This window comes from Kitasatospora sp. NPDC001095 (genome assembly GCF_053598615.1).
Window position 1 is genome coordinate 136,808 of the sequence record NZ_JBSFKQ010000012.1, and the last position, 15,688, is coordinate 152,495.

Here is a 15,688-nt window from a genome sequence, read left to right on the forward strand (position 1 = left end):
CCGCTCACTCTCTTCCGTCCGACGCTCCGCGCCGGCCCGCCTACTCGCCCGCCAGCTCCCGGACGGCCGCCGCGAAGAGGTCGCCGCGCTCGCCGTAGTTGGTGAACATGTCCATCGAGGCGCAGGCCGGTGCCAGCAGCACCGTGTCACCCGATCGGGCGAGCGACGCGGCCGTTCGAACGACCTCGGCCATCGCCACCGCGCCAGTCTGGCCCTCGGCCGCCTCGATCACCGGCACATCCGGAGCGTGTCGTTCCAGTGCCTCGCGGATCACCGCCCGGTCCTGGCCGATCAGCACCACCGCGCGCAGCCGCTCGGCCGCGCCCTGCACCAGGTCGTCGAAGGTCGCGCCCTTGGCCAGGCCCCCGGCGATCCAGACGATCGGCCGGTAGGCGGCCAGCGAGGCGGCCGCCGCGTGGGTGTTGGTGGCCTTGGAGTCGTCGATGTACGTGACCTCGCGGACCGTACCGACCTCGGCGATCCGGTGGGCGTCCGGGCGGAAGGCGCGCAGGCCCTCCCGGACGGCCTTCGGCTCGACGCCGTACGCCCGGGCCAGCGCCGCCGCGGCGAGCGCGTTGGCGATGTTGTGGGGCGCCGGCGGGTGCACGTCGGCGACGGCTCCCAGCTCGGCCGCGTTCTTGGCCCGGTCCTCGACGAAGGCGCGGTCCACCAGCAACCCGTCCACCACGCCGAAGTTCGACGGGCCGGGCGCGCCGAGGCCGAAGCCGATCGCCCGGCAGCCCTCCTCGACGTCGGCCTCGCGGACCAGCGCCTCGGTGGCCGGGTCGGCCAGGTTGTACACGCAGGCGACCACGTTGCCCTCGTAGATCCGGCCCTTGTCGGCGGCGTACGCCTCCATCGAGCCGTGCCAGTCGAGGTGGTCGGGCGCCAGGTTGAGCACCGCCGCCGAGTACGGGCGCAGCGAGGGCGCCCAGTGCAGCTGGTAGCTGGAGAGCTCGACCGCGAGCACGTCGTAGGGCTCCTCGGCGAGCACCGCGTCCAGCACCGAGACCCCGACGTTGCCGACCGCGGCGGTGCGCTTGCCGGCGGCGGTGAGGATCGAGGCGAGCATCTGGACGGTGGTGGTCTTGCCGTTGGTGCCGGTGACGGCCAGCCAGGGGGCGGGCTCGCCGGTGCCGGGCAGCGGCTTGCGCAGCCGCCAGGCCAGCTCGACGTCGCCCCAGACCGGCACCCCGGCCGCCTCGGCGGCGGCGAACAGCGGGCTGTCCGGCGCCCAGCCGGGCGAGGTGACGATCAGCTCGGTGCCCTCGGGCAGGCTCGCGCCGTCGCCGAGCCGCACGGTGACACCCAGCGCCTCCAGCTCGGCGGCCCGGGCGGCCAGGCCGGGCCCGCTGCCGCCGTCCACCACGGTGACCCGGGAGCCGAGGCCGTGCAGGACGCGCGCGGCGCTGATGCCCGAGACGCCGAGCCCGGCCACGACGACCGGCAGGCCCTGGAAGTCGGGGTTGGTCATCCGGTCACCCATCCCGCGTAGAACAGGCCGAGGCCGACCGCGACGCACAGGCCCTGGATGATCCAGAACCGGACGACGATCAGGACCTCGGTCCAGCCCTTGAGTTCGAAGTGGTGCTGCAGTGGCGCCATCTTGAAGACGCGCTTGCCGGTCATCCGGAAGGAGCCGACCTGGATGATCACCGAGAGGGTGATGATCACGTAGAGGCCGCCGAGCAGGGCGAGCAGCAGCTCGGTGCGGGAGCAGATCGCCAGACCGGCCAGGGCGCCGCCGAGGGCGAGCGAGCCGGTGTCCCCCATGAAGATCTTGGCGGGCGAGGTGTTCCACCACAGGAAGCCGAAGCAGGAGCCCATCAGGGCGGAGGCCACGACGGCGAGGTCCAGCGGGTCGCGGATGTCGTAGCAGTTGGCGGTCGCGGTGATGGCGTAGGCGCAGCTCTGGGTGTGCTCCCAGATGCCGATGAAGGTGTAGGCGCCGAAGACCATCACCGAGGCACCGGTGGCGAGGCCGTCCAGACCGTCCGTCAGGTTCACGCCGTTCGACATCGCGGCGATCATGAAGTACGCGAAGATGACGAACAGGACGGGGCCGATCGCCCACTTGAAGTCCCGGACGAAGGACAGGCTCTGGGACGCCGGGTTGAGCCCGCGGTCGTCCGGGAACTGCATCGCCAGGACGGCGAACCCGAGGCCGACGATCGACTGGCCGGCCAGCTTCGCCTTGGCCCGCAGGCCCAGCGAGCGGCGCTTGACCACCTTGATGTAGTCGTCCAGGAAGCCGACCAGGCCGAGGCCCGCGGTCAGGAAGAGCACCAGCAGCCCGGAGGCGGTCGGGCTCTCGCCCGTTATCGCCTTCGTGGCGAAGTACGCGATCAGGGTCGCCAGGATGAAGGCGATGCCGCCCATGGTGGGCGTGCCCTTCTTGCTGTGGTGCGCCTTCGGGCCGTCGTCACGGATGTACTGGCCGTAGCCGTGCTTCGCGAGCAGCTTGATCAGGGCGGGGGTGCCGAGCAGCGACAGGATGAGACCGATCATCCCGGAGAAAAGGATCTGCTTCATTATTCGGCCACACCGTCCGCCAGGAGGGCCTCGGCCACCTTCTCCAGCCCCACCGAACGGGAAGCCTTCACCAGGACCACATCCCCCGGCCGAAGCTGACTGCGCAGCAGCTCGACCGCCGCGTCCGCGTCGGACACCAGCACCGACTCCTCACCCCACGAACCTTCGTTCCTCGCGCCGAGTTCCATGCAGGCCGCCTCGCGTCCGCCGACCGCCACCAGCTTGGTGACGTCCAGCCGGACGGCGAGCCGCCCGATGGCGTCGTGCTCGGCCAGGCTCTCCTCGCCGAGCTCCCGCATCTCGCCGAGCACCGCCCAGGTGCGGCGGCGCTCCGGGCCCCGGCCCCCCATCGAGACGAGCGCCCGCAGCGCGGCCCGCATCGAGTCGGGGTTCGCGTTGTAGGCGTCGTTCACGATGGTGACACCATCGGCCCGGTCGACGACCTCCATGCGCCAGCGGGACAGCGCACCCGCTTCGCCCAGGGCTGCCGCGGTGTCGTCGACGGACATCCCGAGCTCCACCGCCACCGCGGCGGCGGCGAGGGCGTTCGAGACGTGGTGCTCACCGTACAGGCGCAGCTGCACGGGCGCGGAACCGGCCGGGGTGGTGAGCGTGAACGATGGCCGCCCGGTGGCGTCCAGGCGAACGTCGGTGGCCCGTACGTGGGCGTCCGGGGATTCCCCGAACAGGACCACCTTCGCCCTGGTACGGGAGGCCATCGCGCGCACCAGCCGGTCGTCCGCGTTGAGGATCGCGGTGCCGTCGGCGGGCAGCGACTCGACCAGTTCGCCCTTGGCCTCGGCGATCGCCTCCTGGGAGCCGAACTCGCCGACGTGGGCGGTGCCGACGTTGAGGACCAGGCCGATCCGGGGCGGGGTGATCGAGGTGAGGTACTCGATGTCGCCCTTGTGCCGGGCGCCCATCTCCATGACCAGGTGCCGGGTGCCGGCCTCGACCCGCAGCGCGGTCATCGGGTGGCCGATCTCGTTGTTGAGCGAGCCGGGCGGGAAGACGGTCTGGCCGCGGCGCTGGAGCAGCTGGGCGATCAGGTCCTTGGTGCTGGTCTTGCCGGCCGAGCCGGTCAGCGCGACCACGGCGGTGCCCTCGGCGCGGGCGACCACCGTGCGGGCCAGCCTGCCGAGCGCCTCCACCACACTGTCCACCAGGACGGCGGGCACGCCGACCGGGCGGGAGGCCAGCACCGCGACGGCGCCGTCCTCGACCGCCTTGGCCGCGTAGTCGTGGCCGTCCACGTTCTCGCCGACGAAGGCCACGAACAGGCCGCCCGGGCCCACCTTCCGCGAGTCGACCTCGACCGGGCCGGTGACCAGGGCGTCCGGGTCGGCGCCGTCCAGCGTGCCTCCGACAGCGGCGGCCACCTCGGCGAGGGTCAGTGCGATCACTGCTGCTCTACTCCTCGGTCGCCCCGTGCGGCCGTGGTCCGCGCGATGGATTCGCGCAGCACCTCCCGGTCGTCGAAGGGGCGGATCTCGTCTCGTACGTACTGGCCGAGCTCGTGGCCCTTGCCGGCCACCAGCACGGTGTCCCCCGCCTGGGCGCGGGCGACGGCGAGCCCGATCGCCTCGGCCCGGTCGGGGACGACCAGGACGGCGCCGCGCTCGGCCTCGGGCACCGTGGCGGCGCCGGTCAGCATGCTGGCGAGGATCGCCAGCGGGTCCTCGCTGCGCGGGTTGTCGCTGGTCAGCAGGGCGGTGTCGGCGAGACGGGCGGCGATGGCGCCCATCGGGCCGCGCTTGTGCGGGTCACGGTCGCCGCCGCAGCCGACCACGACGTGCAGCCGGCCCTCGGTGACCTCGCGCAGCGAGGCGAGGACGGCCTTGAGGGCGTCCGGCTTGTGCGCGTAGTCGACGACGGCGACGAAGGGCTGTCCGGCGTCCACCCGCTCCAGCCGGCCCGGGACGCCGGGCACGGCGGCGACGCCGGCCACGGCCCGGTCCAGCGGCAGCCCGGCGGCGACCAGCGTGGTGATCGCGGCGAGCGCGTTGGCGACGTTGAACGGGCCGGGCAGCGGAACGGAGGCCTCGGCCTCGGCGCCGTCCGGGCCCAGCACCCGGAAGGTGGAGCCGACCGGCCCCAGCCGGACGTCCACGGCCCGCCAGGCGGCCTCGGCGGCGCCGGTGGCCGAGAAGGTGGTCACCGGGATCTTGGCCTCGGCGGCGAGCCGGCGGCCGTACTCGTCGTCCAGGTTGACCACGCCGTGGCGGGACTTGCCGGGCTGGAAGAGCCGGGCCTTCGCCTGGAAGTAGTCCTCCATGTCCGGGTGGAAGTCGAGGTGCTCGGGGGTCAGGTTGTTGAACAGCGCGACGTCGTACGCCACCCCGTCGGTGCGGCCGAAGACCAGGGCGTGGCTGGAGACCTCCATGGTCACCGCGTCGGCGCCGCGCTCGGCCATCACGCCGAGGATCGCGTGCAGGTCGGTGGCCTCGGGGGTGGTGCGCTCGCTCTTGATCCGCTCCTCGCCGACCCGCATCTCGACGGTGCCGATGACGCCCGGGCTGCGCCCGGCGCCGCGCAGACCGCCCTCGACCAGGTAGGAGGTGGTGGTCTTGCCGTTGGTACCGGTCAGCCCGATCATCAGCAGCCGCCCGGAGGGGCGGCCGTAGACGATCGCGGCCAGCTCGCCCATGACGGCCCGCGGCCGGTCGACGACCAGCAGCGGCAGGCCGGTGGCGGCCGCGATCTCGGCGCCGGCCGGGTCGGTGAGCACCGCCACCGCGCCGGCCTGGGCGGCCTTGGCGGCGAAGGCCGCGCCGTGGTGGTTGGCGCCCGGGAAGGCCACGTACACGTCGCCCGGCCGGACCGCGCGGGAGTCGTGGGTGACGCCGCTGACGGCGCCGCCCTCGACGGGCGCGAGGCCCAGTTCGGCGGCCAGCTCGGCGAGCGGAAGGGCGGTGGTCCCGGTCGGGCGGGGCGGACTCACGGTGGTTTGATCGGGTTTCGGCACGGCGGGAAGGCTATCCGCCGAAGGGTGTCCAGGGCCAAACCGGCCCTGCGCCGCGCCGTGCTCCGGCCCCGTCCGTTCGTTGCTCATCGCTCGCTCACGGCTTCCAGTCGACGGTGAGGTTGGGCGCCTGGCTGCCGCTCGGCGGGACCTGCATGGTCTTCAGGGTGAACTCCATCACCTGCTTGAACACCGGGCCGCAGAGCTGGCCGCCGAAGTGGCCGTTGACCGGGCCCTGGAGGGTGCAGGAGACGGTGTACCGGGGGGCGTCGGCGGGGGCGAAGCCGATGAAGGAGGCGGTGTAGCCGTCGTAGCCGACGCCGTTGGCGGCGCCCCGGTTGGCGGTTCCGGTCTTGCCCGCGACCCGGTAGCCGGGGATGGCGGCCTTGCCGCCGGTGCCCTGCTCGTCGTCGACGACCGACTCCAGCATCGAGGTGAGGGTCTTGGCCGTCTCCGGGCTGACCACCCTGGTCTGCTCCCCCGGCGCGCTCGGTTTGTACGTGCCGTCCGGGTCGGTGACGCCCTGGACGATGCTGGGCGCGACCCGCACCCCGCCGTTGGCGATGGTCGAGTAGACCGAGGTGGCCTGCAGCGCGTTCATCTGCATCGGGCCCTGGCCGAAGGAGATGTTGTACTTCTCCGAGGCGACCAGGTCCTCCGGCTTCTTGAGCATCCCGGGGGTCTCCCCGGGGAAGCCCAGGCCGGTCGGCGCGGCCACGCCGAACTTGCGCATGTAACCGTCGAGGGCCTGGTTGGCCTTCAGCTGGTCGCCGTCGCCGAGGGTCTCGACCGCCTCGATGGTGCCGATGTTGGAGGACTTGGCCAGCACCCCGGCCAGGGTCAGGTACCAGGTGTCGTGGTCGACGTCGTCCTTGAACTGCTGCCCGGCGCGGACCAGCCGGTTGGGCACGGTGACCTTGGTGTCCCAGGTGGCCTTGCCGGAGTCCAGCACGGCGGCCATGCTCATCAGCTTGGCGGTGCTGCCCGGCTCGTACGCGTCGCCCAGGGCGGGGTTGCCCAGCTGGGCCTGCTTGGACAGGCTCAGGTCGTTCGGGTTGAAGCCGGGCGCGGTGGCCATCGCGAGGACCTGGCCGGTCTTCACGTCCTGGACGACCACGTAGCCCTTCTCCGCGCCGGAGTTGGCCACCTGGTCGGTGATCGCCCGCTGGGCGGCCCACTGGATGTCCCGGTTGACGGTCAGCTTCACGTCGCTGCCCGACACGGCCGGCTCCATCGAGCCCCCGGCGGTCGGCACCAGCCGCCCGCCCGACTGGGCGTAGCTGCTGTGACCGTCCTTGCCGGCCAGCAGCTTCTGGTACTGGAGTTCCAGACCGCCGGCGCCCTCGCCCTCGGCGTTGACGAAGCCGACCAGGTTGGCGGCCAGGCCGTCCGCCGGGTAGATCCGCTTCTGGGTCTCCCGGTTGAACACCCCGGCCAGCGGGTTGGCGCACTCGTTGTCCACCCGGGTGCGCCCGCCCTGGTCGGCGGGCTTGCCGAGCAGCTTCTTCTGGGCCTGGCAGGCCCGCGATCCTGCCTGCTTCTCCAGGCCCGACTTGAGGTCGCTGATCTGCTTCTTGGCGGCCGGGGTCTGCTGGGCCGCGAGGCGCTTGTAGCGGCTCTTGGGGGTGTGCAGATCGGCGGCGATCTTCTCCTTGGGCACGCCGAGGATCGGCGACAGCAGCGCGGCCGCCTGCTCCGGCGCGTCCGGGATGCCGGTCGCCTCCGGGGTGAACATCGCCGGGTCGGCGGTGATGTCGTACGCGTCCACGGTGGCCGCCAGGGCGACCCCGTCGGAGGACGTTATCGAGCCGCGCTCGGCGGTGATCGGGATGTTCAGGTAGCGGTTGGTGTTGGCGTCGGCGGCCAGCGCGTCGGCGTCCACCAGCTGGAGCTGCACCAGGCGGCCCGCGAAGACGGAGAACACCAGCGACAGCACCACGGTGATCGCCCGTAGCCGGCGCTTCGGCTCGGCCAGCTTGAGCGCCTTGGGGCGCAGCGGCGGACGGCCCTTCGGGCGCACCGCGGCCTGGCTGCGGGCCGGCGGGCGGCCCTCGGGGCGGCGCTGCTGGGGCGCCCGCGGGGTACGGCCGACGGACGCCGACTTGGCGGGCTGGGCCTTGGCCGACTGGCCCCGGGCGGGCTGGCCCTTGGCGGGCTGACTGCGGCCGGAGGCGGACTGCGCGCTGCCCCGGGGGACCGGACGGCGGCCGTTGCCGCTGCCGGATCCGGAACCGGAAGGCTGACGTGGAGGAGTCATCGGCCGGCACCCCCGCTCGGCTTCGCGGCCGCGGTGGGCTGGACCGGGTTGAGCTGGATCACCGAGTCACCGGCGGAGGCCGCCGGGGTCGGCGCGGGCGGCGGGGCGGCCGGCGGCGGGGCGGCCGGCGGCGGGGCGGCCGGCGGCGGGGCGGCCGGCGAGGGCCCGGCGGCGGGCTGGGCCGCGCCGGACTGGGCCCTGGTCGGCCACGGCTCGGCCGTGGAGCGCTTGACCGGCGGGCTGTCCTGCGCAGCGCCGGGGGTGCCGACCACCTTGCCGCCGTTCGGGACGTCCAGGAAGGCCATCCCGCCGGCCGGTACCAGGCCCAGCTCGGCGGCGCGCCTGGCCAGCGCGTCCGGGGCCGAGTTCTTGTCGATCTCGTGCTGGAGGCTCTGCTGCTCGTCGGTCGCTGCGGTGGTCTGCTTCTGCAGCCGGGACAGCTCGAAGGAGCCCTCGTTGAGCGCGGTGTTCAACGCGAGCAGGCCGAGCAGCCCGGCCGCCAGCAGCACCACGATGAGCACCGCGAACGGCGTACGCCGCCGTACCGGACGCCTGCCCGGCCGGACCGTGATCCGCGCCCTGCCCTGCCCGGGGAGTCCACCCCGCCCCGCCCGGACCTCACCGGCCACCGGCCCCACTGCTTTCCTCCGCCCTTCGGACCCCGCCGGGGCCGGTTCGTCAGCCCCGCTTGCTTCGGTCCCTGATCCTCTCCGCCACCCGCAGCCGTACGGGCGCGGCGCGCCGGTTCTCCTCGATCTCCTCCTCGGTGGCCAGCTCGGCACCGCGAGTGATCAACTTGAGCCAGGGCTGGTGCTCCTCCGGGATGAACGGCAGCCCCGGCGGGGCGGTGCTGGTCGCACCGGCGGCGAAGTACTGCTTGACCAGCCGGTCCTCCAGCGACTGGTAGGACATCACGACGATCCGGCCGCCGACCGCGAGGGCGTCCAGCGCGCCGGGGATGGCCCGGTCCAGGACCTCCAGCTCGCCGTTGACCTCGATCCGCAGCGCCTGGAACGTCCGCTTGGCCGGGTTCCCGCCGGTCCTGCGGGTCGCCGCCGGGATGGCGTTGCGCACCAACTCGACCAGACGCGCGCTGTTGGTGAACGGTTCCTTCTCCCGCTCCCGCAGGATCACCGAGGCGATCTTCCCGGCGAACCGCTCCTCGCCGTACACCTTGAGGATCCGGGCCAGGTCGCCGTGGCTGTAGGTGTTCAGCACCTCAGCGGCGCTGATCCCCCGGGTCTGGTCCATCCGCATGTCCAGCGGCGCGTCCTGCGCGTACGCGAAACCGCGCTCCGCCTCGTCCAGCTGCATCGAGGAGACGCCGAGGTCGAACAGGACGCCGTCCACCCGGTCGATGCCCAGGCGCTCCAGCACCTCGGGGATCTCGTCGTAGACGGCGTGCACCAGGGTGGCCCGGTCGCCGAACGGGGCCAACCGCTCGCCGGACAGCTTCAGCGCCACCGGGTCGCGGTCCACCGCGACCAGCCGCACGTCGGGGAACTGGGTGAGCAGCGCCTCGCTGTGCCCGCCGAGGCCGAGGGTGGCGTCCACCACGACGGCACCGGGGCGGGAGATCGCCGGGGCCAGCGCGTCCATGCACCGCTGGAGCATCACCGGAACGTGCTTGGGGCCCGGTTCGTTGGTGGTCATGCGCGGTGGCGCCCTTCCTCGGTGCGGAGCAGCCCGACGTCCGGGAGCTGCGACCATTCTCGCCCACCGCGCCCCGGCACGACGAAGCGGCCCGTGGTCCCCGCCCGCTCGAGGGGAAGATCGTGACCGCCCGGCGCCGGGGAAGGTGCGCCAGGTGGGCACGGAGCGGGAGGAGGCCACGGGCCGCGTCGAACGGGCCGCACCGGCCGGGAGGACCCCGTTGACGGGCCCCGGCGGGTGTGCTCCACTGCGCCGCAAACTCTATCGCGCGGGTCCTGCCAGTCAATGGCCCGCTCCGGCGCACCACCCGGGCGGCGGTACGGATCACCGCAGGTCGCAGCCGTCGGGGCGGCCCGGCGGCGGTGCGGACTGGGGGCCTTCGGCGGCGGGCGCGCGCCCCCTGTCCGCCACCGCGTGCGGGCACTGTGGGACCAGCCGGGACAAACCCTCCGGTTGTGGCTATGCGCTCGATCACAGCGCCGGGTTCTGTCGCCGCTCTCCCCACCGCGCGGGCCCGATCCGCACTAACGTCGCCACCATGACAGTGACACCTGACCGGCCCTCGCCGAACGCCGCTGCCGCCCCTGCCGGACCCACCGTCATCGACCGCTTCGTCACGGCCAACCGCAGCTACGCGGTGACCTTCCAGGACGGCGGCATGGACGCCCGTCCGGTGCAGAAGATCGCCGTGGTCGCCTGCATGGACGCCCGCCTCGACCTGTTCGCGGCGCTCGGCCTCGAACTGGGCGACGCGCACGTCATCCGCAACGCCGGCGGCGTCGTCACCGACGACACCATCCGGTCCCTGACCATCAGCCAGCGCGCCCTCGGCACCCGCTCGATCGCGCTGATCCACCACACCGGCTGCGGCCTGCTCGGACTCACCGAGGACTTCCGCCGCGAGCTGGAACTGGAGGTCGGCCAGCGCCCGCAGTGGGCGGTGGAGGCCTTCGTCGACCTGGACGGCGACGTCCGCCAGTCCATGCAGCGCGTCCGCACCTCTCCCTTCCTGCTCCACACCGACGACGTCCGCGGCTTCGTCTTCGACGTCCACACCGGCCTGCTGCGCGAGATCGACTGACCCGCTCCGCCCGCCCCGGCCCGGCCGACGACGTCCGGGCTCTCGGGCATTCGGGCGTCTCCGAATGGTGACTTCCGGCCGTCCCGCGAGGGAGAATGCGCCTGCCGGTCGGACCCCGAACCACCTGGGGCGGCCAGGCCGCAGGCCGCCTTCCCGGCACCGGATCCCTCGTGCGGAACCGCCCCCGGGACGGCCGCGTCAAGCATGGGGTGGGGTCCGGCCTCGGGACGGGGCGGGCACAGGGTGCCAGGGAGCGTAAACGGGTGACGAGCTACAACGACCAGGCCGGTCTCGGCAGTCCTGCGGGGGACGAGAAGCAGAGGGCGAACGGGTACCGGCAGGTCGGGCTCCCCGAGCTCGCCGCGGTCGTCGACCGCGTCCGCGCCAACGTCGAGAGCGTGATCGAGGGCAAGCCGGAGGCCGTCCGGATCGCCCTGACCGTCCTGCTCGCCGAGGGCCACCTGCTGCTGGAGGACGTGCCCGGCGTCGGCAAGACCATGCTGGCCAAGGCGCTCGCCCGCTCGCTCGACTGCACCGTGCGCCGCATCCAGTTCACGCCCGACCTGCTGCCGTCGGACGTCACCGGCACCAACATCTACGACCAGCAGCGGCACGACTTCGAGTTCCGCCCGGGCGCGATCTTCGCCCAGGTCGTGGTCGGCGACGAGATCAACCGCGCCTCGCCCAAGACCCAGTCCGCGCTGCTGGAGTCCATGGAGGAGCGCCAGGTCACCATCGACGGCACCAGCTACGAACTGCCCTCGCCGTTCATGGTCGTGGCCACCCAGAACCCGGTCGAGATGGAGGGCACCTACCCGCTGCCGGAGGCCCAGCGCGACCGCTTCATGGCCCGGATCTCGATCGGCTACCCCAGCCCCGAGGCCGAGCTCGCGATGCTGGACGTGCACGCCGGCGCCAGCCCGCTGGAGGACCTCCAGCCGGTCGCGCACGCCTCCGACATCCTCAAGCTGATCGACCTGGTCCGCGGTGTGCACATCGCCGACCCGGTCCGCCGCTACGCCGTCGACCTGGTCGGCGCCACCCGCACCAGCCCCGAGCTGCGCCTGGGCGCCTCGCCCCGCGCCACCCTGCACCTGGTCCGGGCCGCACGCGCCGCCGCCGCGCTGGACGGGCGCGACTACGTCACCCCGGACGACATCCAGCGCCTCGCCGTCCCGGTCCTGGCGCACCGTCTGATGCCGACCGCCGAGACCCAGCTCAGCCGCCGCACCTCCGAGCAGATCGTGGCCGACCTGGTCTCCCGGCTGCCGCTGCCGCGCCCGCAGGGCGGCCCGGCCGTCCGGAGGGGCTGAGGTGGCCCAGTCCGACTCGGCGTCGGGACTGCGGGCCGGGCTCCGCGGTCTCACCACCCGGGGGCGGTCCTTCCTCGCCGCCGGGGTCACCGCGGTGGTCTGCGCGTACCTGCTCGACCAGGACGCCCTGCTGCGCGTCGGCGTGCTGCTCGCCGCGCTGCCGCTGGCCGCCGTGGTGGTGGTCGCCAACACCCGCTACCGGGTGGCCAGCGGACGCCGGCTCAGCCCGCGCCGGGCGGTCGCCGGCCAGGAGGCCCGGGTCCACCTGCGGGTCGACAACGTCTCCCGGGTGCCCACCGGCGTGCTGCTGCTGGAGGACAAGGTCCCTTACGTGCTCGGGCCGCGCCCGCGCTTCGTGCTGGACCGGGTCGAGCCGCGCGGCCACCGCGAGGTCTCCTACCGGGTCCGCTCCGACCTGCGCGGCCGCTACCCGCTCGGGCCGCTGCAGCTGCGGCTGTCCGACCCGTTCGGGATGTGCGAGGTGACCCGCGCCTTCACCGCCTCCGACGTCCTCACCGTCGTCCCCCAGGTCCAGGCCCTGCCGTCGGTACGGCTCAGCGGCGAGTGGATCGGCCAGGGCGAGAGCCACAGCCGCACCCTGGCGCTGGCCGGAGACGACGACGTGATCCTGCGCGAGTACCGGCCCGGCGACGACCTGCGCCGGGTGCACTGGCGCTCCACCGCCCGGTACGGCGAGCTGATGGTGCGCCGCGAGGAGCAGCCCCAGCAGGCCCGGGCCACCGTGGTGCTGGACACCCGGGAGATCGCCCACCGGGGCAGCGGCCCCGCCTCCTCCTTCGAGTGGGCGATCGGCTGCGCCGCCTCCGTCGCCGTGCACCTGCTGGAGCGCGGCTACCAGACCCGGCTGCTCACCGACACCGGGCAGTCCGTGCCCGGGCCGGGCGCGGGCGGAAGCCACAGCACCGCCGACACCTCCGGGCTGGTCCTGGACGCCCTCGCGGTCGCCGACCTGTCCGACGGCGGCACCCTCTCCCGCGCCGAGGACCCGCTGCGGGCCGGCGGCGAGGGCCTGCTGGTCGCCGTCCTCGGCGAGCTGGACGAGGCCCAGGCCACCCGGCTGGGCCGGCTGCGCAGCCGGGCCGGCGGGGCGATCGCCTTCCTGCTGGACACCGGCACCTGGGCCGGCCTGCGGATGCTCGCCCCGCACACCGGCGGCGACGACTTCGAGGCCAGGGTCCGGCAGCTGCGGGAGTCCGGCTGGACGGTCCTCCCGGTGCGCGCCGGGGACTCCGTACCGGACCTGTGGCGGGCCGCCGACGGCAGCAGGACGACCGCCCCCTACCGAGAAGAGGCCGGCGCGTGACCACCCGGGCCAAACTGACCGCGTACTCGGCGCTGGCCACCGCCCTCGCCTCGCTGTGCATGATGCCGCTGCTCACCACCCGCAGCTGGCTCACCCACGCCTTCCTGGTGGTCGCCGTGATCGCCGCGGTCGGCGCGGGCCTGCGCCGCGCCCCGCTGTACCGCTGGACGGTGCCGCTCGGGCAGCTGCTGGTGCTGCTCCTGCTGATGCTGCTCGGCTTCGCCGGCGCCGGCGGGGTGCTGCCGGGACCGGCCACCCTGCGGGTGCTGGGCCAGGTCTTCAGCGCCGGCCTGGACGACATCCAGCAGTACGCCATCCCGGCTCCGCCCAGCGCCGGACTACGGCTGATCCTGGTCTCGGCGGTCGGTCTGATCGCCGTCGCGGTGGACACCGTCGCGGTGACCTACCGGCGCTCGGCGCTGGCCGGGCTGCCGCTGCTGGCACTGTACTCGGTCGGCAACGGCCTGGCCGGGGAGCACGGCAGCTGGGTCTGGTTCGCCGCCGCCGCAGCCGGCTACCTGCTGCTGCTGTTCGCCGAGGGCCAGGACCGGGTCTCCCGCTGGGGCCGGGTGTTCTACGGCGGCGCGCGCGGCGCCACGGAGTCCGGCAGGGTCAACCCGGGCGGCCGCCAGGTCGGCGTGCTGGCCCTGGCGGTGGCACTGCTGCTGCCCGTCGTCCTGCCGAACTGGAGCTCCGGACTGCTGGACTCCGGCTCCGGCGGATCGGGCGGCAAGCACGCCGGCGGGAGCCTGTCGACCAGCCTCGACCCGTTGGTCAGCCTGGAGGCCGCGATCACCAAGCCGACCGACGAGGAGCTGCTCACCTACACCATGGAAAGCCCGCTGGCCGACCAGATCTACCTGCGGACCGGCTCGCTCGACCAGTTCGACGGCACCAACTGGAAGCTCGGCAGCACCGCGGTCACCGACCTCCCGGCGACCCTGCCCACCCCCGAGGGCCTGCGCAACGCCCAGGTCCCGCGGATCGAGGGCGACTTCAAGGTCAAGGAACGGCTGACGGGCAGCTGGCTGCCGATGCCCTACCCGGCCGCCACCGTCCAGGTCCCCAACCGCGGCGACTGGAAACTCGACCCGCTGACCCGCACCGTCCTGCCGACCAACGACAAGGCGATCCGCGGCCTGGAGTACCACGTCAGCGCCCTGGACCTGCGGCCCACCGCCACCGAGCTGCGCCTCGCGGCCTCCGCGCCGTCCGACATCAGGGAGCACTACACCGCCGTCCCGGCCGACCTGCCGCCGGTGGTCGCCGAGAAGGCCAAGTCCGTCACCGCCGGCGCGCGGAACGACTACGACCGGGCGACGGCACTGGTCAACTGGTTCACCGGGCCGGACTTCGAGTACGACACCTCGGTCAACGGCGGCACCGGCAACAACGCGATCGCCGTCTTCCTGCAGGACCGCCGGGGCTTCTGCGTGCACTTCGCCTCCACCATGGCGGCGATGGCCCGGGTCCTCAAGATCCCGGCCCGGGTGGCCGTGGGCTTCACCCCCGGCGACAGCAAGGGCGGCGACAAATACTCGGTGACCGGCCGGATGTACCACGCCTGGCCGGAGCTGTACTTCGCGGGCTACGGCTGGCTGCGCTTCGAGCCGACCCCGAGCCGCGGCGTCCCGGCCCGCTACACCGACACGTCCAGCGCCCCGACCACCGCGCCGACCCAGCAGGCGACCGCCGCCCCGCAGACCGCGTCGGCCGCCCCGGCGCCGACCTCCAGCTCGGACTGCACCCCCAAGCAGCGCCAGCTGGGCGAGTGCGGTACCAAGGACAAGGCCCTCTCCACGGCCGCCGAGGAGTCCTGGCTGCTCTCCGGCCAGGTGCTCGGCACCCTGGCCGCGGTGCTCGCGCTGATCGCCCTGCTGCTCGTCCCGATGCTCTGGCGCACCGCCCTGCGCCGCCGCCGGCTGGGCGGCGGCGGGCGGCGCGGGCCCGGCGGCGGACCGGCGGAGCTGACCGACGCCCAGGTGCTGGCCGCCTGGGACGAGCTGATCGACTCCGCCTGGGACCTCGGAATTCCCCCGGACGAGTCACGCACCCCGCGCTCGGCGGCGCGCCGGATCACCGAGAAGGCGAAGCTGGACGCGGACTCGGCGGCGGCCACCGGCCGACTGGCACTGGCCACCGAGCGGGTGCTCTACGCCCCGCCCGGGCAGGCCGCCACGGAGCCGTTGGCCGCCGACGTCCGCACCGTCCGGCGGGGGATGCTGGCGACGGCCGGGCGGGCCGGGCGGACCCGGGCGCTGCTGCTGCCGCCGTCCTCGGCGCAGCTGTGGTGGCGGATCTCCGACGCGGGGCGGGCGGTCCGGACGGCGGTCGGCACCGCGGTCGAGCGGATGGTCGAGACGCTCTCCGCGCCGGCGCGGCGGGTGCGCGCCCGGCGCGAGCGGTCCACTCCGGAGTCCTGACTCCGGCGTCCGGTCCCGGGACGAGGGTCCGGACACGAAGCCGGGGCGGGGGGGGGGGGGGGGGGGCCCCCCCCCGGCGCACGGGTGGGGCCCGCGGGGGCGGAGCCCCCCCGCGGGGCGGGCCGGCGGCGCGGGCCCCGCGG

The 15,688-nt window shown here is 74.0% G+C and carries 11 protein-coding genes; 4 read left to right on the forward strand and 7 right to left on the reverse strand.

Annotation, left to right across the window (positions count from 1 at the left end; all coding sequences use genetic code 11):
* Positions 1 to 40 precede the first annotated feature (40 nt).
* From murD to rsmH, 7 genes are all read right to left on the reverse strand, one after another.
* Positions 41 to 1,474 carry a UDP-N-acetylmuramoyl-L-alanine--D-glutamate ligase gene (murD, locus tag ACWDBB_RS14285; RefSeq protein ID WP_392869327.1) on the reverse strand — a complete coding sequence of 478 codons (1,434 nt, stop codon included), beginning with the start codon at positions 1,472 to 1,474 and terminating at the stop codon, positions 41 to 43.
* Entirely contained in the window at positions 1,471 to 2,532 is a 1,062-nt protein-coding gene (gene mraY / locus ACWDBB_RS14290; protein WP_355249882.1) for a phospho-N-acetylmuramoyl-pentapeptide-transferase, read from the reverse strand. The genes murD and mraY overlap by 4 nt, the downstream gene beginning before the upstream one ends.
* Complete coding sequence (locus ACWDBB_RS14295; protein ID WP_449789841.1) at positions 2,532 to 3,935, reverse strand: UDP-N-acetylmuramoyl-tripeptide--D-alanyl-D-alanine ligase; 1,404 nt, start codon at positions 3,933 to 3,935, stop codon at positions 2,532 to 2,534. The genes mraY and ACWDBB_RS14295 overlap by 1 nt, the downstream gene beginning before the upstream one ends.
* The gene (locus tag ACWDBB_RS14300) at positions 3,932 to 5,584 is read right to left on the reverse strand and encodes a UDP-N-acetylmuramoyl-L-alanyl-D-glutamate--2,6-diaminopimelate ligase (RefSeq protein WP_449789842.1); all 1,653 of its coding nucleotides are present in this window, start codon (positions 5,582 to 5,584) and stop codon (positions 3,932 to 3,934) included. The genes ACWDBB_RS14295 and ACWDBB_RS14300 overlap by 4 nt, the downstream gene beginning before the upstream one ends.
* A gap of 7 nt (positions 5,585 to 5,591) precedes the next feature.
* Positions 5,592 to 7,751 carry a penicillin-binding transpeptidase domain-containing protein gene (locus ACWDBB_RS14305; protein WP_449789843.1) on the reverse strand — a complete coding sequence of 720 codons (2,160 nt, stop codon included), beginning with the start codon at positions 7,749 to 7,751 and terminating at the stop codon, positions 5,592 to 5,594.
* Positions 7,748 to 8,272 carry a hypothetical protein gene (locus ACWDBB_RS14310; protein ID WP_449789844.1) on the reverse strand — a complete coding sequence of 175 codons (525 nt, stop codon included), beginning with the start codon at positions 8,270 to 8,272 and terminating at the stop codon, positions 7,748 to 7,750. Before ACWDBB_RS14310 ends, ACWDBB_RS14305 begins: the two co-directional genes overlap by 4 nt.
* Before the next feature lie 157 nt (positions 8,273 to 8,429).
* Complete coding sequence (gene rsmH, locus ACWDBB_RS14315) at positions 8,430 to 9,404, reverse strand: 16S rRNA (cytosine(1402)-N(4))-methyltransferase RsmH (RefSeq protein ID WP_449789845.1); 975 nt, start codon at positions 9,402 to 9,404, stop codon at positions 8,430 to 8,432.
* A gap of 538 nt (positions 9,405 to 9,942) precedes the next feature.
* On the opposite strand from rsmH, the gene ACWDBB_RS14320 reads away from it, so the two are divergent.
* From ACWDBB_RS14320 to ACWDBB_RS14335, 4 genes are all read left to right on the forward strand, one after another.
* A complete protein-coding gene (locus ACWDBB_RS14320) occupies positions 9,943 to 10,485 on the forward strand; it encodes a beta-class carbonic anhydrase (protein ID WP_449789846.1) in 543 nt (180 codons plus the stop codon).
* A gap of 398 nt (positions 10,486 to 10,883) precedes the next feature.
* Entirely contained in the window at positions 10,884 to 11,798 is a 915-nt protein-coding gene (locus ACWDBB_RS14325) for an AAA family ATPase (protein ID WP_449789858.1), read from the forward strand.
* Between the two features lies 1 nt (position 11,799).
* A complete protein-coding gene (locus ACWDBB_RS14330; RefSeq protein ID WP_449789847.1) occupies positions 11,800 to 13,122 on the forward strand; it encodes a DUF58 domain-containing protein in 1,323 nt (440 codons plus the stop codon).
* Positions 13,119 to 15,545 (forward strand): transglutaminase family protein, encoded by a 2,427-nt coding sequence (locus ACWDBB_RS14335; protein WP_449789848.1) that lies wholly within the window; start codon positions 13,119 to 13,121, stop codon positions 15,543 to 15,545. The genes ACWDBB_RS14330 and ACWDBB_RS14335 overlap by 4 nt, the downstream gene beginning before the upstream one ends.
* The last annotated feature ends 143 nt before the right edge of the window (positions 15,546 to 15,688 follow it).